We start from the raw sequence: 14,753 nt of genomic DNA on the forward strand, positions 1-14,753 counted from the left end.
AGTGAGTATATGAAAATTATGGCCGTTGATTACGGCGATGCGCGCACGGGGCTGGCCGTGTGCGACCGCACGGAGTTTTTGGCAAGCCCGGTGGGCACCATTGAAGAAAAAAGCTTTGCCAAGGTGGCGGAAAAAATTGTTTACGCAAGCCGGGAATTTGAGGCGGGCATGATCGTGATCGGCCTTCCCCGCAATATGGACGGCACCGAGGGCGCCCGCGCGCAGAAATGCCGGAAACTGGCCGATACCCTGAAAGCCATCGTTCCCATTCCTGTAGAACTTTGGGACGAGAGAAGCACGACCGTAACTGCCGCCAGTATTTTGACGGAGAACGGCACCTTTGGCAAAAAACGTAAACAGGTGCTGGATTCGGTGGCTGCCGTTGTAATTTTGGAGAGTTATATGGCTTATCGCCACAATTTGCAGAAAAGCCAGTCCTGACAGATGATTCAAAATAAAAAAACGATCCGGCAGATGTCTGCCGGATCGTTTTTTCATTGTTTCAAAAGCTCCAGAATCAATGCAACAGCGTCTGATATGTAAGCTGCCAGAGGCTTTTCGGGAAGTCCCGCAATCCACGCGCCGCATTTGGAAACGGGAATCAGAACTTTCTGGGCCCGGCTCTCGGCCACGGCGCAGGCAATGGCGGGGCTGCATTCGCCCAGCATGCTGTTGGCCATCACCAGGCCGATGGGACCGGCCAGAATCTCTGCCCGCGCGGCATTGACCACGGCGGCATTTTCTCCGGTGGCGCCCGCTGTGGCGCCCGCTTTCAACATTGCGCTGGTGGCGGCAGAATTGGTGCCCACTGCAATAATTTCTTCCTGAACACCGGCGGACCGCAGGGCCGCAATCAGGGTGCGGCCAAACCCGCCGCCCTGGCCGTCGATCACAACAATTCGTTTCATGGTGGTTCCTCACTTTCTCACATCAGCGGCGCGAACAGCCGCAGAAAAATCTGGGCGACCCATTTGTAAAGGGGCGCGCTCTGCGCCTCCTGCAAGGTGACCTCGTGGCTTTGGGCCATGGTCCGCAAAATGTCCCGTTTCACATCGTGCGGCATATGCCCGCCATAAAATGCGCAGCAGTTTTCAAAGTGAAGATAAAGGCTGCGGTAGTCCATGTTGGCGCTGCCTACAATGGCCAGCTTGTCATCGCTGAGGTACATTTTGGCATGAATAAATCCGGGTGTGTACTCGTAAATCCGAATCCCGGCCTTCAGCAGGGTAGCGTAATAACTTTGTGTGACGTAATACACGTACCATTTGTCGGGAATGCCCGGCGTGATGATGCGAATATCCACGCCGCTTTTGGCCGCCAGGCATAAAGTCGTGACCATCTCATTGTCCAGAATCAGGTAAGGGGTTGTGAGATATACATAGTCCTTGGCCTGCTGCAGCACGTTCAGATAGGCATTTTCCGAAATGTTTTCTCCGTCCAGAGGCGAATCGCAGTAAGGCTGTACGAATCCCTCTTCTTCTTCAAAACGGTTCACGGGCAGATACGACCGGAAATTGGTCTCGGTGCCCGCCACAAAATCCCACATGCGCAAAAATGTCAGAGAAAGCGAGTAAACCGCAGGGCCTTTCAGCATGAAGGCCGTGTCTTTCCAGTAACCGAACCGCTCTTTGCGGTTGATGTACTCATCCGCAAAGTTCAAACCGCCGGAAAATCCGATCTCGCCATCGATCACCGCAATTTTTCGGTGATCCCGGTTGTTCAGCATTTTGTAGTCCGTTAAGTGCCAGGAAAAATGAAGCCCGTTGAAGGCATAACACTTGATGCCCATGGCCCGCAGCTGTTCATCGTAGTCCAGAGGAAGGGTAAACATGCTGCCCACTCCGTCATAAATCACACGAACGTCCAATCCCTGCCGGGCTTTCTCTTTCAGAATCTCGAGGGTCTGGTTCCACATCTCGCCCTCTTCAATAATGAAATATTCCATGAAAACGGAACGGCGCGCCTGACGCAGTTCTTCAAGAAACACCGGAAAGAATTCCTCTCCGGTGGCAAAGTAGCGGCTTTGCGTCGCCTGATATACAGGGGAGGCCGCATAGGTGGAAAGATAATCCACGCTGCGTTCCAATCCCCGGTCAAACTGTTTCAGCGCACGGCTGGCACATCCGTCGGGCTGAACGGCCGCTGCCGCCTTGTGCTCAATGTCCGCAAACTGAGCGGCCTTCTTGGGGCGGATTCCCCGGGAACCGAGAAGCATGTAAAACACCGCGCCGGAAAGCGGCATTGCAATGATCAGCAAAAGCCACATCAGTTTGTAGGCGGGGTTGATGTCAGCGTACTCCAGAATCGGAAGCATGACAAGCACGCTCAAAATGGTGAGCAGGAGATAGAGAACCGATCCGACACGGCTGAATTCCAGCAGCAGCGCGACCAGAATGATCAGCTGCAGAAGAATCAGCACCATGAACAGAAAGGTGCGGGAAGTCAGAAATTTCAAAAGCTTTTTCACAGGGATTTCCTTTCAAAAAGGCAGCTCAGGCGCTCGGAGTGCTGCCGGAGGGGGAAGAGGTCGCTTGCGTTTGAAGCGCGCCGTAGGTGGTGATGGTAACACTGTTCAGCGTGACGGGTTCCAGCGGACGGCCGCTTTCGTCACACTCCACCTGCGCAATGGCGTCCACAACGTCCATACCGCTGTACACCTGACCGAACACGGTGTCCTGTCCGTCCAGATAAGGGGCGCCGCCCGCGCTCTGGTAGGCGTCGGCTACCTCCTGACGAACACCGGAAGCGACCATTTCTTCCGCTGCGGTTTTATCTACAGAATCTTCGGGTGTCTGCACAATATAGAACTGACTCAAATTACCCACAGAACCGTCCGCCGCACGGGCCAGCGCCACAGCGCCGGAATAGTGGTGCAGCTTGTCGCTCAATTCGTTCGGGTAAGCATTGTTGTTCCAGATGCTGGCCCCGCCGGTGCCGGATTGCGTCGCATCGCCGGTTTGAATCACAAAATCTGCAACGACCCGATGAAAGATGTTTCCGTTGTAATACCCCTGCTGGGCAAGACCTTCAAAGTTTTCCACCGCCATGGGTGCATATTGCGGGAACAAAACGATAAAAATATCTCCCATACTGGTGGAGAGCACGGCCACCGGTGTGTCCTGAGAAGGCTGCGCAAGCTGTTCCTCGCTGCTTTCCACGGGGCTGCGGCTGCTGCCCGCAAAGCCCTGCTTTCCGCCGCAGCCGGTCAGAACCAGGCAAACCAGCGCAAGGCACACAAGAAAAATACGTTTGGTCATGGAATCACCGCCACTCGAAAAAGGAATATTCCTCTTTAGTATAGCATATTTTATAGGATAGAAGTAGACTTCGAGAAAAGATTTTCACATTGTGTTTTTTGTAAGGTTGGCTTGACGCAGGCAGTGTGATTGGGTAAAATAAAGACAGAAAAAGATACGCGGGCAAGCCTGCTGAAGGAGAAAAAATGGAAAATCAGGAAGATTTGGATTACACTCCCGATTTGATCACGTTGGAAGATGAAGCGGGTGTAGAGCACGAGTGTGAAGTGATTGACGCAGCCGATTACAACGGCGAGCACTATCTGGCGGTGGTTCCGTATGTGGCGGATCCGGAAAAAATGCTGGAAGAGGATGCGCAAGTGGTCATCATGCGCACCGTGGAAGAAAACGGAGAAGAGTTCCTGGACATTGTGGATGACGACGAAGAGCTGGCGGCAGTCAGCGAAGTGTTCGCCGCACGCCTCGAGGAACTGTATGACATCGAACTGTAAAAGCAGTTCGCGGCAGTGCAAAACCAGCCTGCCCTGTACGATTTGTTGTGTTCATATATAATCCTACTAACCAATCAACGGGAGCCCGGGGTCCGCAAGGGGATCGCAGACCTCCCGCCCGGCTTCGGCCGCAAGCGGAGGAAGGGAGCGTGAAACTTGGGCAGGGCACCCACCTGCCATTACGGTAGGTTTTGGTGTGCACAGACGGCAGGGTGGGTTTGTTTTTACAAATCACAAAACGAAAAGGGCTGGTACTTTGTGCCGGCTCTTTTTTTGCGAAAACAGCACACCGGCTGCGGCGGACAGACACCCGCTGGCCGGGAATGTTGACGCAACAATCACAAAAATATATAATACAATCGTTGATGTCCTGATAAAATGAGATGCCGGAAATTCCGGCGTTCAAAACAGTTTTATGCAATCGATAAGCCGGACGGTGAGACAACAGGATGGATTCGTCTCCCACTGCTCCGGCTTTCCTTTTGAACGGACCGCAGCATGGGCTGAATTTTCACTTCAACGGGAGGTCCTGAATATGACTTATGATCTTTGTTTTGCACTATATAACTCCAGCCAATGGCTGACGGCGTGTGTGGAGGCAATTGCTGCGGTGAACTATGACTGCAGAAAAATTGCACTGTACTTTGCCGACAATGCTTCGCAGGACGATTCTCTGGCTGCGGCGTACGCCCTGGCGGAAAAATACCGGGATGTTTTTCGGGAGATTCGCGTTCTGCCGCAAAAGGAAAATCTGGGGTTCGGCAGTGCCAGCAACGCTGCGGCACGTGCCGGCAACGGTGATTTTGTCTTTTTCTGCAATGTGGATACAGAGATCGACCCGGATGCGTTCCAAAATCTGGACCGCGCCATTGAGCAGGCGCCCGTTGACTTCGGCGCGTTCGAGCTGCGTCAGTTCCCCTACGAGCATCCGAAATATTATGATCCGGTGACCTTGGAGACCTCCTGGTGCAGCGGGGCCTGTTTTGTGCTGCGCAGGGAAGTGTTTGAAAAGACAGGCGGATTTGACGAGAGTATTTTCATGTATGCGGAAGACGTGGACCTCTCCTGGCATATTCGGGCATTGGGCTACAAATTAATGTATGTTCCTTCCGCGGTCATCCATCATTACGCGTATCGTACAGCGGGCGAGGAAAAGCCCACACAGCTGGCGGGAAGCGTTGCGGGCAATCTTGTGCTGCGCTATAAGTATGGCGATGGACAGGATCTCCACAGCTGGAAAAAGCTGTACAGACTGGTGGAAGAGCGCATCGAGAACAATGAGCAGACCCATGCTGTTTTTCACAAGCAGATGGCGAGGATTCAAGCCCATAAGGAAGCATACCGGGAATTTCAAAAAAATGTGGTGTGCCCCTCCCGGTTCCGCCCGTCCTTCCTGGAGTTCGACTATGAATTTGCAAAGCAGGGCGCTTTTTACGAATCGCACTTCCCGGCGGGACAACCGGATATCACCGTAATTATCCGAACCTATCGTCGGCCGGAGCTTCTTCGCATGACGCTGGAAAGTCTGTGCAACCAAACGTACCGGCATTTCAAAGTGCTCGTGGTGGAAGACGGCGAGAATCCGGTATCAGAGTCTGCGGTCCGGGCATTTCAAGACCGTTTGGATCTGGAATATATTCCGGCGTGCGCCTCGCTGGGGCGATGCCGGGCCGGAAATGTGGGCCTGGAAAAAGCAACAACGGAATATGTCTGCTTTTTGGATGATGATGATTATTTCTTTGCGGATCATCTGGAAGTGATGGCCTGTCTGATCGAAGAAAATCCGGATTGCAGCTTTTTTGCGGCGGGCTCGGTGGAAGGCCTTTGCGAGGCAGACCCGGATGATTTGACGAAGTTCGTTTACCGTGAAAAGCGAAATCATTCGGGAGATTTGCGTCTGGTCGATTTCTTTTCACGGAATCCCGTTCCCATCCAGGCAGTGCTCTTCCGCCGTTCGCTCTTTCTGGAGTACGGGGGCTTTGATGAGACGCTGGACGCATTGGAAGACTGGGATCTCTGGATGCGTTATTTGACGCATGCGTCGTTTGCCTGTGCGGATAAGGCCACCAGCATTTACAAGGTGCCGGCAGACCAGAAACTTTTTGCGCAAAGGGATCGCTTCATTGGCCAGTACCGTGCGCAGGTGTTTGAAAAAATGGCGTCTTATAAAGGCGTTGTCACGGCACAGGACGTATACGGGCTTTTGTGGCGACCGGATGAAACGTCCGGCAAGACGTTCTGGACGGACGAAGAAAAGGCACAGGAGATGGAGAAGCTGCGTGCTGCGGCAAAAGAGATCCGCGCCAGCAGTACCTGGCGCGCAACGCTGCCTCTCAGACTCCTTCCCCATATCGTGCGGGGGATCGTCGGCCTGCTGGGGGGCATTGTACTGATCGTTTTGCGCTTTTTCAGCGTTGTATTTGAAAAAGGCGCCGACGGAGTCAACTGGTGTCTGGATGCGGTGAAAAATTTGTGCAACCGGGTAGGCCCGCCGGCACCGAATCCGGACAAGGCGACCGAAGAGGAACTGAGTCGCTTTATTCAGCTTTCGCGCAGGTCTTTGTGCTGGAAACTGATTCATCGCGGCCGCAGATAAAAGCGATCGAGGGGGAGTTTTGATGCCAAAAGTAACGGTTTTGTTGACGTCTTACAATCATGGAGCTTTTATTGACGCAGCCATCCGGTCGGTGATGAACCAGACCTTTACGGATTGGGAGTTTTTGATTGTGGACGATTGTTCTCAGGATGATTCCTGGGAGAGAATCTGCCGCTATCAGGACCCGCGCATCCATGCGGTGCGCAACGAAGTGCGCATGGGGCCGGAACATGCGTTTCGGGTGATGGATGAAAAAGCAACCGGAGAATACGTGGCGGTCTTTCATTCGGACGATATGTGGCGGCCGGAAAAACTGGAGCGGCAGGTTGCATTTCTGGATGAACATGCGGAGATTGGCGCGGTGTTCACCGGGGTGGATATCATCGATGAGACCGGCGAGGTTCGCTCGCCTGAGATTCAGGATACCTATACCAATTGTTTCGCAACGAAAAACAGAACACGGTATGAATGGCTCAATACGTTCTTTTACAAAGGAAATGCACTGTGTCATCCCAGTGTCCTGATCCGCCGGCAGTTGTATCGTACATGCGGCTTGTTTTTGGACGGGCTGGCCCAGGGTCCGGATCTTTGCAAGTGGATTCGTCTTTGCAAAACCCAGGAAATTTATATTATGCCGGAAAAACTCACCTGTTACCGGGTCCTGAGCGGCGAAAAAAACACCAGTGCGAACACAATTAAAAATCAGCGTCGCTCCTACTTGGAATTGATGTTCATTTACAGGCCCTATTTTGAGTTGACCATGGACGATTTGCTGCGGGTGTTTCCGCAGGCGCAGCGTTATGTAACACCGGCGGGAGCAGAACCGCGCTTTGCTGCCGCACGAATTTTCTTGGAAGAGGGAAGCACCGATTCTCTGAAGCTGCTGGCATTGGAAGTGCTGTTTGATCTGCTGAATGACCCGGCTGCGGCCGAGAACCTGAAGAATTTCTACGGGTATGGATTCCCTCAATACGTGGAAGAAACGCGCGCCAACAACGTGTTTCACATCCTCAGTCAGGCAGACGGTAAGCTGAGTAAAAATGAGACGATCTTTTACTGGAGGGGAACGACATTTTTGCCGGAAAACAGCGTATCTGCAGCTTATGAATTATCTCCTGACGGAATGTTCGAATTGGATGCAGAGCTGGACGGCAGTCCCATGGATGCGCTTCGCATTGATTTGTGTCAGTGGCACAGCGCCATCGCAAAAGTGGTGTGCCTGAAATGCGACGGCCGGGAATACACCGAACAGTTGCAAAGCGGAGCGCAATGGTCCGGAAAAGTGGACGTATTTGCTTGTATGCGCCCGCAATACTTTTTGTTCTTTGAGACGCCTTTGTCCGTGCGGAAAGTCCATCTGAAGGCCTATCTTGGACAGGATCTTCAGGCGGCGCTGGAAAGATGGGACGCATTTGTGCCGGAGCGGGATCTGGAGCTGGAGCAGGCACAGGCAAGGGCAGAGGAACAGGCGCAGAAGAAGAAAAGAGGTTGGCCGTGGAACAGGAATTGATCATCATTGGTGCGGGCAAATTTGCGCGGGAAACCGTGTGGATGCTGGAGCGGCTTGTCCGGCAGGGCGATCGGACATGGAAGCTTTTGGGCTATGTGGACGATACGCCGGAAAAACAGGGTACAAGCGTGTACGGACTGCCGGTATTGGGAACCGTGGATGCGCTTTTGAGCTGGCCTCGTGATGTGTGGGCCATCATGCCGATGGGCACCTGCGGCGGGCGGCGCGCCCTGGCGCAGCGTCTGGCACAGGCGTCGCATCTGCATTGGGCGACAATTCAGGCCGCCAGTGCGGTAACGGGAAAAAATTTCGAAATCGGCGAGGGAAGCCTGCTATGTGAAAATACGCTTTGCACAGTGGATGTGAAACTGGGCAGACATACCATTGTCAACGTGGGGAGCACGATTTCGCACGATACGGTTTTGGGCGACTTTGTAACGGTCAGCCCGGGTGTCACCATTTGCGGAAACTGCGAGATCGGAGACGGCGTGTTCCTGGGGGCTGGAGCGACGATCATTGAACAGATTCGAATTGCCCCGGGAATCGTAGTGGGAGCAGGCGCAACGGTGGTGCGCGATTTGACGGTCTCGGGTACCTATGTGGGGACCCCGGCACGCAGAAAAGAATAAACAAAAAACAGGCTTGCTTTGCGGCGCGGCTTTTCCCGAGCGGGGAAGTCGTGCGCCGTTTGGCGGCCTGTTTTTTTGCAGACACTTTTTACCATATGCGCAGGAAGGATTGCGGCTGCATGAAGGGGTGTGCTATACTGCCTGCAGCAGCTTTCGGATTGTCAGTACGTGAAAAATATGGTATAATTTTTAATATTTGTAATTTTGTATTAATAAGAAAGCTGGGTAGTGAAAATGAACAAACCGGAAAAGCCGATTTTGGTCACAAAGCCCTTTCTCCCGGAGAAAGAAACCTTTATGAATTATGTGGATGGCATTTGGCAGCGTGATTGGATGACCAACCAGGGCCCTTTGCATCATCAGTTGGAAGATGAGCTGAAATCTTATCTGGGCGTGGAAAATCTGACGCTCACGGTAAACGGACACCTTGCGCTGGAAATTGCGATTCGCGGCCTTGGCCTGACCGGGGAAGTCATCACCACACCCTTTACGTTTGCGTCGACCATCCATTCTATTTCCATGTGCGGGCTGAAGCCGGTGTTCTGCGATATCAAGCCCTCGGATCTGACCATGGATGAGGAGCAGATCGAAAGCCTGATTACGGAAAAGACCAGCGCTATTTTGCCGGTACACGTCTACGGACATCCGTGCAATACGGCCAAAATCGAAGAGATTGCGCGGCGGCACGGGCTGAAAGTGATTTATGACGCAGCGCATACGTTCGGCGTCCGGCTGAATGGGCAGACCCTTTCCCTTCAGGGCGATGTGTCGATTTACAGTTTCCACGCCACCAAGTTGTTCCACACCATTGAGGGTGGCGCGCTTGTGTACAAAGATCCCGGCTTGAAACAGGTGTTTGACGATTACAAAAATTTCGGCATTCATGATGAAGAGCATGTGGCCTATGTGGGCGGAAATGCCAAGATGAATGAATTCCAGGCAGCTATGGGCCTTTGCAATCTCAAACACATCGATGAGATCATTGCCGAGCGGCGTGAAATCACGTTGCGGTATCGAAAAAATCTGGAAGGACAAGCGGGTATCACGCTGTTCTATCCGGACCGTGCGCCCGGTGTGGAGTACAATTACGCTTATTTGCCGGTGCTGATCGACCGGGATGCTTTCGGGGTCAGCCGGGATGAGCTGCATGCGGCCTTGAAGGCGAATGACAATGTGGTCGCGCGCAAATATTTTTATCCCATCGGCACAGAGTATGATTGCTATCGGGAACTCGCTGCTGAAAGCCGCGTGCCTGTGGCAAAAGCTGCAGGCCAGAGCGTTCTGGCTCTGCCTATTTACAACGGCCTGTCCCTGGAGGAAGTGGACTATATTTGTGAGTGTATCCTGAATAAGAAACAATCGTGATACATTTGAATGCTATCCTGAAAATAGCTCCCCGTTTGCGGGACACACTGATAAAAATTGTTGAGGAGCTGCAATAATGAATCAAACGCAAATGCAATCAGCTGGCAGGGAACTGATTCCGGTCATGCACTGTTTCGATAACAATTATGTTATTCCGGCGGCAGTGTCGTTTTATTCCATGCTCAAATATGCCGACCCGAAGTATCAGTACCGTTTGTACGTTCTGCATACGGATATTACCACGCAGAATCAGGCGTTGCTGCAAAATGTGGTGGGCCAGTTCCCCAACGCGTCCCTGGAATTCATTTCGATGAATCACTGGCTGGAAGATGTGTTTCAGAGTTTGCTGCATGAGAATCATTTTTCCAAAGAAGTGATCTATAAACTGTCGGTCGGCTCTATTTTTCCGCAGTATGATAAATTGATCATCACCGACGTGGACGTGGCTTTTTGCGGCGACATTGCGCCCAGCTATGTATCAATGGATCCGGATTCGGAGATCTGTTTTGCAGGCGTGCACCACGTGTGTCCCAAGGACAGCTGGCTGGTCAATTATTACGATCATTATGATGCTGTGTTTGGCAAGGGTCACCGTGAACGCATGAAAATCTGCGGCGGATATCTGGTGGCTAATCTCAAACGGCTGCGCGAAGCAGGAAAAGAAAAAATATTCCTCGATTACCTGGAAGCCAATACCGATAAACTGCTCCAACTGGAACAGGATGTCATCAACTTCTGTTGCGATGAGAACGAGATCGCCTATCTTCCGCTGGAATACATTGTTTGCAGCTATGCCTACGACATGTTTGAAACGGCAGAGAGCCGGGAACAGGACGAGCATTACAGCCGGGAAGAAATTGAAAGAGCACTGAAAAATCCCATTCAATTGCATTATGCCACCTCGGTGAAGCCCTGGAAGGATATTCATTCCACCAAAGCGGATCTTTGGATGAAGTTCCTGTTTGAGTCCGGTGTAGCCCAAACATATTTTGACCGGCAGCGCGGTCTTGCCGGCCCTGCACCGGAGCAAATTGATGCGGAGCATTTGCGGCACGGCGCTTCCATGCCGGAGCCGGACGTTACGGTAAGCGTTTTGTGCTGCACGTACAACCATCAGCAGTTCATTCGGGAAACGCTGCAGGCAATTGTAGGGCAGAAGACCAATTTCCGCTTTGAAGTGCTGGTGGCGGACGATGCGTCCACGGATGAGACGCAGGCAATCATTCGGGAATTCCAGCAGCAGTATCCGGAGATTTTCCGTTGCACCCTGCGTGAAAAAAATGTAGGAATCGGTGAAAATTATTATCAGACCCTGCAGCAGGTTCGGGGAAAATATCTGGCCATTTGCGACGGGGATGATTTGTGGATCGATGATCACAAGCTTCAGAAAGAAGTCGATTTTCTGGAGAGACACAGTGATTTTAATGTGGTGTGTACATCCTTCCAGAAACGGGAACTGAAAAAGGATGGAACGTTTGAAGATTCTGTGTTTGACGTGGACCATTACATTCAGTTGTCCGGGTCCAAAAAGGAATTTTACGGGCTGAAAGATCTGCTTCACATCCGGTTTGTGGCGTCGTGCACAGCAATGCTGCGGTGGCAGTTCCGGGGTGGATTTGTTCCGGATTTTCTGCGGAATTACAAAACCATCGATTTCCCGCTGGCGCTGATGCATGCAGCCTGCGGAAAAATCGGGGTGCTGGGAAAAGAAGTGACCGCGCGCTATCATGTGCACGCAGGCGGTATTACATCGCAGCAGGAATACAATATGCTTCGCGAGGTCACGCAGATTCTGCGGGAAATCGATCAATATTTGGATTATCGTTTCGCGGAGGTACTTGCTTCGGTAATCGCGGCCGGCAACGGGACTTCTTCTAAAAAAGTTCAGCCGATGTATACTGAGGAAGAAAAGGTTTCGCTGTGCGTAATGGATGACGTATTTCCGCACCCTGCGTCCGGCTTCCGGCTGGCTGAGTATAAGGCATATCTTGATGCATTTGAAAAGGTGCGGGTCGTTTGCAGTGGTCATTCCGTTGCGATGCTTGGAGAGGAATCCATTACAGATCTTTGCAAAGATTTTGTACAAGCCCACCCTGAATACAGCGATGAGATCACAATTGATGATCATCTGCCCAGAAATGCTCACATTGATCTGGCTTACTTTGGCTTTTTGGAAAACGTGTGGCCTCATTTGGATGAACTGGAAGAGCGTGCGATTCCGTTTGTGCTGGAGTTGTACCCCGGCGGTGGTTTTGCCCGGTTCAACCCGGAGGTCGATCACGAATTGCGTCTGGTGCTTTCCTCGCCCTGCCTTCGCAAGGTCATCACAACGCAGCCGGCGACAACACGGTATTTGCTGGAGAAAAACTTCTGCAGTCCGGGTCAGATCCAGGAAATTTTCGGAGTGGTGACGCCGGAAGAGGCGCTGGCGCCTTATGGGCTGGCAAAGAAGCGTTATGGCTTCGAGAAAGACCGTTTGGATGTTGTTTTTACTGCGTTCCGCTACATGCCGGATGGCGCGGACAAAGGATACGATGTGTTTGTTGATATGGCCAAACGGATCTGCCATGATCATGAGAATGTCTATTTCCATGTGGTCGGCGGCTTTGATGAAAACGATTTGGACGTTTCGTCTCTGAAAGGCCATATTACATTCTATGGTAAGCAGCACGCTGACTGGTTTGATGTATTTTATCAGGACAAGGATCTGATCGTTTCCCCCAATGTGCCGGATGTTTTGGCTCCAGGCGCGTTTGACGGCTTCCCGACAGCATCTTGTACTGAGGCAGCGCTGCGCGGTGTTGCCATGTTTGTGACAGATCCGCTTGAAATGAATGAAGGGCATTTTGCACCGGGTCAGGAAATCGAGATCGTTCCTCACGATGCCGCGGAGATTGCCGCGCGGCTGGAATATTATCTGGAGCACCCGGATCAGTTGCGTGCTCTTGCAGAAGGCGGTGCAAACGCAGTTCGCCGTATTTACAGCGCAGAGCGGCAGATCAAACCGCGCATCGCGCTGGTCGGTCAGGAAATGGAAGAAGCCAGGCGCGAACAGGCGGATTTACCGGCCAAAATTCAGCAGACAGGACGCATCAAGACTTGGGCTTATCGTGTATTTGGCATTCTGGAAGACGGAAAGCTGAAAGAGCTGGCAGAAGATGTCTGCACAGAGCGCAACTCTCTGGAAATTCATACAAAACTTGCGGATGCGCCGAACGGCCTTCAAAAGATTTTGTTTTATCCGGCAGAAAAGCGTGGGGTAATTCTTCGCGGAGTATCGGTATTTCTGGACGGACGGGAACTGCCGGTTCAGATGCACAACGGCGTGGAAATTGAAAATACGCTGTATTTTGTTACCAAAGAAGCGCAGATCATCTGCGAAGTGCCGCAGGGAGCAGAGGCTCCATTGCAGGAAGTCGTTCTGAAAGCAGAAGTTGTTGCGGTGGAAGAAAACCTCGATGTTATTTCGTGGGAAGTCAAACAGGCAGTTCAGCGATTGTGCGATCAGTCCCGAAAGAATGTTCATGGAACGTGCAAATTGTATTTTTCGAACGATCGCCGCTTCAACGAGGAGCATTCTTTGCAGGGAGAATTGGTGCGGGTTGCACCGGATTGTTACGTTTCGGCCTTCTCGCTTGCCGAATGCGCAGAGCCGGTATCCTTTGTCCGCTTCGACCCAATCGAAGGGGTCAGCATACAGGCTGATTTGCTGCGGGCTTTCTGCGACGGCATCCCCATGAAGCTGAAACGTTCCAATGGAAAAGGATGGAAGGGAAGACGCTCTTTTTCTGATTCAGATCCCTGGTATGAATACGAGATGCCGAAGACGTCTGCCCAAGAAGTTGTGTTTGTTTTTGAAATGAAACAGCATTGATTGAGAGAAAGGAGAACAATGAAAAAGTTTGTTCGTCACTTGGCAATTCTTACCGCGTTTTTGGTGGTTGTGTCCAACGTAACGGTAGGATTTGCACAGGAAGCTGAAACAGAACTCATCTCTGCAGCTTCCGCCCAATCGGATAGGAATGTTTTGCAGGAAGAGGAACTGTCTGTTCCCACTATGCCTGTACCGGAAAGCAATGCGGATGAAGTACTTCCGGATACCGATGAGGAATCTTCCGCACAGGCCGGTACCACGACGGATGATTCTTCCGCCAGTACGGAAGAAACACCGCCAAAGACAAACAGTGCGGCAGACAGCACTTCGGTCCCCGGTTCCGAATCAGTGCCGGAAAGTACCGATACCGTAGACGGTGAATCGCCCGCCGTGAGCAACTCCGGCTCTTCTTCCGATGTCACGTCGAGTTCTTCTAACTCCGGCGCGAATGAGGTTTCTTCCTCACTGGAAGAGGAGAATTCCGTTGCGGTGCAGAAAACAGGCTGGGTGGATGCCGAAGGACAGAAGTATTATTACGACGGCAACGGCCAGATGTTGAAAGGCATGCAGCCGATCGATGGAAAGTGGTATTATCTGGATGAGACCACAGGCGCACTGTGGACAGGTGGCTGGAAACAAACGTCTCAAGGACGCTTCTGGAGCGGTGCAGACGGCGTGGTCCCTTACGGCATAAACAGCATTGATGGGGCCTGGTATTACATTGATCCGAATACAGGCTATCTGCGATTTGGCTTCATCGACGTATACAGCGGCGGCCGTACTTACGCCAATAGTGATGGCGAGATCAAAACCGGTTGGCTGACCGTGGATGGCAAGCAGTACTATGTGAATTCAGATACGAAGTTACTGGTGACGGGTACCATGATGATTGGGGATGTCACCTATAAGTTCGGGGCCGACGGAGTATTGCAGCAGACAATTGCAAAACCGGGCTGGCAGGAAATTGATGGAAAAAAATACTATTACGACGAAAACGGCCAGATGCTGAAAGGCATGCAGCCCATCGGCGG

At 52.1% G+C, this 14,753-nt stretch carries 11 protein-coding genes, 1 other RNA gene and 1 pseudogene; 10 read left to right on the top strand and 3 right to left on the bottom strand.

Annotation, left to right across the window (positions count from 1 at the left end; translation table 11 throughout):
• Positions 1-9 precede the first annotated feature (9 nt).
• Positions 10-441, top strand: coding sequence for a Holliday junction resolvase RuvX (gene ruvX / locus WMO24_RS05385; RefSeq protein WP_349215298.1), 432 nt, complete (start codon positions 10-12; stop codon positions 439-441).
• 53 nt (positions 442-494) lie between these two features.
• Here the strand turns inward: ruvX and WMO24_RS05390 are convergent, their stop codons facing one another.
• From WMO24_RS05390 to WMO24_RS05400, 3 genes are read right to left on the bottom strand one after another with little or no spacing between them, the layout of a single operon-like run.
• The gene (locus WMO24_RS05390) at positions 495-908 is read right to left on the bottom strand and encodes a DUF3842 family protein (RefSeq protein ID WP_349215299.1); all 414 of its coding nucleotides are present in this window, start codon (positions 906-908) and stop codon (positions 495-497) included.
• Positions 909-925: 17 nt separating this feature from the next.
• Positions 926-2,455, bottom strand: a complete 1,530-nt coding sequence (gene cls, locus WMO24_RS05395) for a cardiolipin synthase (RefSeq protein ID WP_349215300.1) — start codon at positions 2,453-2,455, stop codon at positions 926-928.
• Between the two features lie 37 nt (positions 2,456-2,492).
• Complete coding sequence (locus WMO24_RS05400) at positions 2,493-3,257, bottom strand: peptidylprolyl isomerase (RefSeq protein ID WP_349215301.1); 765 nt, start codon at positions 3,255-3,257, stop codon at positions 2,493-2,495.
• A 185-nt stretch (positions 3,258-3,442) separates the two neighbouring features.
• On the opposite strand from WMO24_RS05400, the gene WMO24_RS05405 reads away from it, so the two are divergent.
• From WMO24_RS05405 to WMO24_RS05445, 9 genes and pseudogenes are all read left to right on the top strand, one after another.
• A complete protein-coding gene (locus WMO24_RS05405) occupies positions 3,443-3,748 on the top strand; it encodes a DUF1292 domain-containing protein (protein WP_349215302.1) in 306 nt (101 codons plus the stop codon).
• A gap of 22 nt (positions 3,749-3,770) precedes the next feature.
• A non-coding RNA gene (gene ssrS, locus WMO24_RS05410) (6S RNA) lies at positions 3,771-3,971 on the top strand.
• Between the two features lie 312 nt (positions 3,972-4,283).
• A complete protein-coding gene (locus WMO24_RS05415) occupies positions 4,284-6,344 on the top strand; it encodes a glycosyltransferase (RefSeq protein ID WP_349215303.1) in 2,061 nt (686 codons plus the stop codon).
• A gap of 22 nt (positions 6,345-6,366) precedes the next feature.
• Positions 6,367-7,854 carry a glycosyltransferase family 2 protein gene (locus WMO24_RS05420; RefSeq protein WP_349215304.1) on the top strand — a complete coding sequence of 496 codons (1,488 nt, stop codon included), beginning with the start codon at positions 6,367-6,369 and terminating at the stop codon, positions 7,852-7,854.
• Positions 7,839-8,483, top strand: coding sequence for an acetyltransferase (locus WMO24_RS05425; RefSeq protein WP_349215305.1), 645 nt, complete (start codon positions 7,839-7,841; stop codon positions 8,481-8,483). Before WMO24_RS05420 ends, WMO24_RS05425 begins: the two co-directional genes overlap by 16 nt.
• Positions 8,484-8,641: 158 nt before the next feature.
• Positions 8,642-8,812 (top strand): hypothetical protein, encoded by a 171-nt coding sequence (locus WMO24_RS05430; RefSeq protein WP_349215306.1) that lies wholly within the window; start codon positions 8,642-8,644, stop codon positions 8,810-8,812.
• On the top strand, positions 8,781-9,848 hold the full coding sequence (locus tag WMO24_RS05435; protein WP_349215307.1) for a DegT/DnrJ/EryC1/StrS family aminotransferase: 1,068 nt from the start codon (positions 8,781-8,783) through the stop codon (positions 9,846-9,848). Before WMO24_RS05430 ends, WMO24_RS05435 begins: the two co-directional genes overlap by 32 nt.
• Before the next feature lie 76 nt (positions 9,849-9,924).
• The gene (locus WMO24_RS05440) at positions 9,925-13,722 is read left to right on the top strand and encodes a glycosyltransferase (protein ID WP_349215308.1); all 3,798 of its coding nucleotides are present in this window, start codon (positions 9,925-9,927) and stop codon (positions 13,720-13,722) included.
• A gap of 18 nt (positions 13,723-13,740) precedes the next feature.
• Positions 13,741-14,753 (top strand): annotated as a pseudogene (locus WMO24_RS05445) (hypothetical protein); the annotation flags it as partial.

Origin of the sequence: Ruthenibacterium intestinale (assembly GCF_040096265.1) — a bacterium.
Taxonomy (GTDB): Bacteria; Bacillota; Clostridia; order Oscillospirales; family Ruminococcaceae; genus Ruthenibacterium; species Ruthenibacterium komagatae.

Bases quoted from the DNA above. Each gene is read 5' to 3' on its own strand.
- WMO24_RS05400 (WP_349215301.1), bottom strand. From the start codon at position 3,257: ATGACCAAACGTATTTTTCTTGTGTGCCTTGCGCTGGTTTGCCTGGTT.
- WMO24_RS05390 (WP_349215299.1), bottom strand. From the start codon at position 908: ATGAAACGAATTGTTGTGATCGACGGCCAGGGCGGCGGGTTTGGCCGC.
- WMO24_RS05440 (WP_349215308.1), top strand. From the start codon at position 9,925: ATGAATCAAACGCAAATGCAATCAGCTGGCAGGGAACTGATTCCGGTC.
- WMO24_RS05420 (WP_349215304.1), top strand. From the start codon at position 6,367: ATGCCAAAAGTAACGGTTTTGTTGACGTCTTACAATCATGGAGCTTTT.
- ruvX (WP_349215298.1), top strand. From the start codon at position 10: ATGAAAATTATGGCCGTTGATTACGGCGATGCGCGCACGGGGCTGGCC.
- WMO24_RS05435 (WP_349215307.1), top strand. From the start codon at position 8,781: ATGAATTATGTGGATGGCATTTGGCAGCGTGATTGGATGACCAACCAG.
- WMO24_RS05415 (WP_349215303.1), top strand. From the start codon at position 4,284: ATGACTTATGATCTTTGTTTTGCACTATATAACTCCAGCCAATGGCTG.
- WMO24_RS05405 (WP_349215302.1), top strand. From the start codon at position 3,443: ATGGAAAATCAGGAAGATTTGGATTACACTCCCGATTTGATCACGTTG.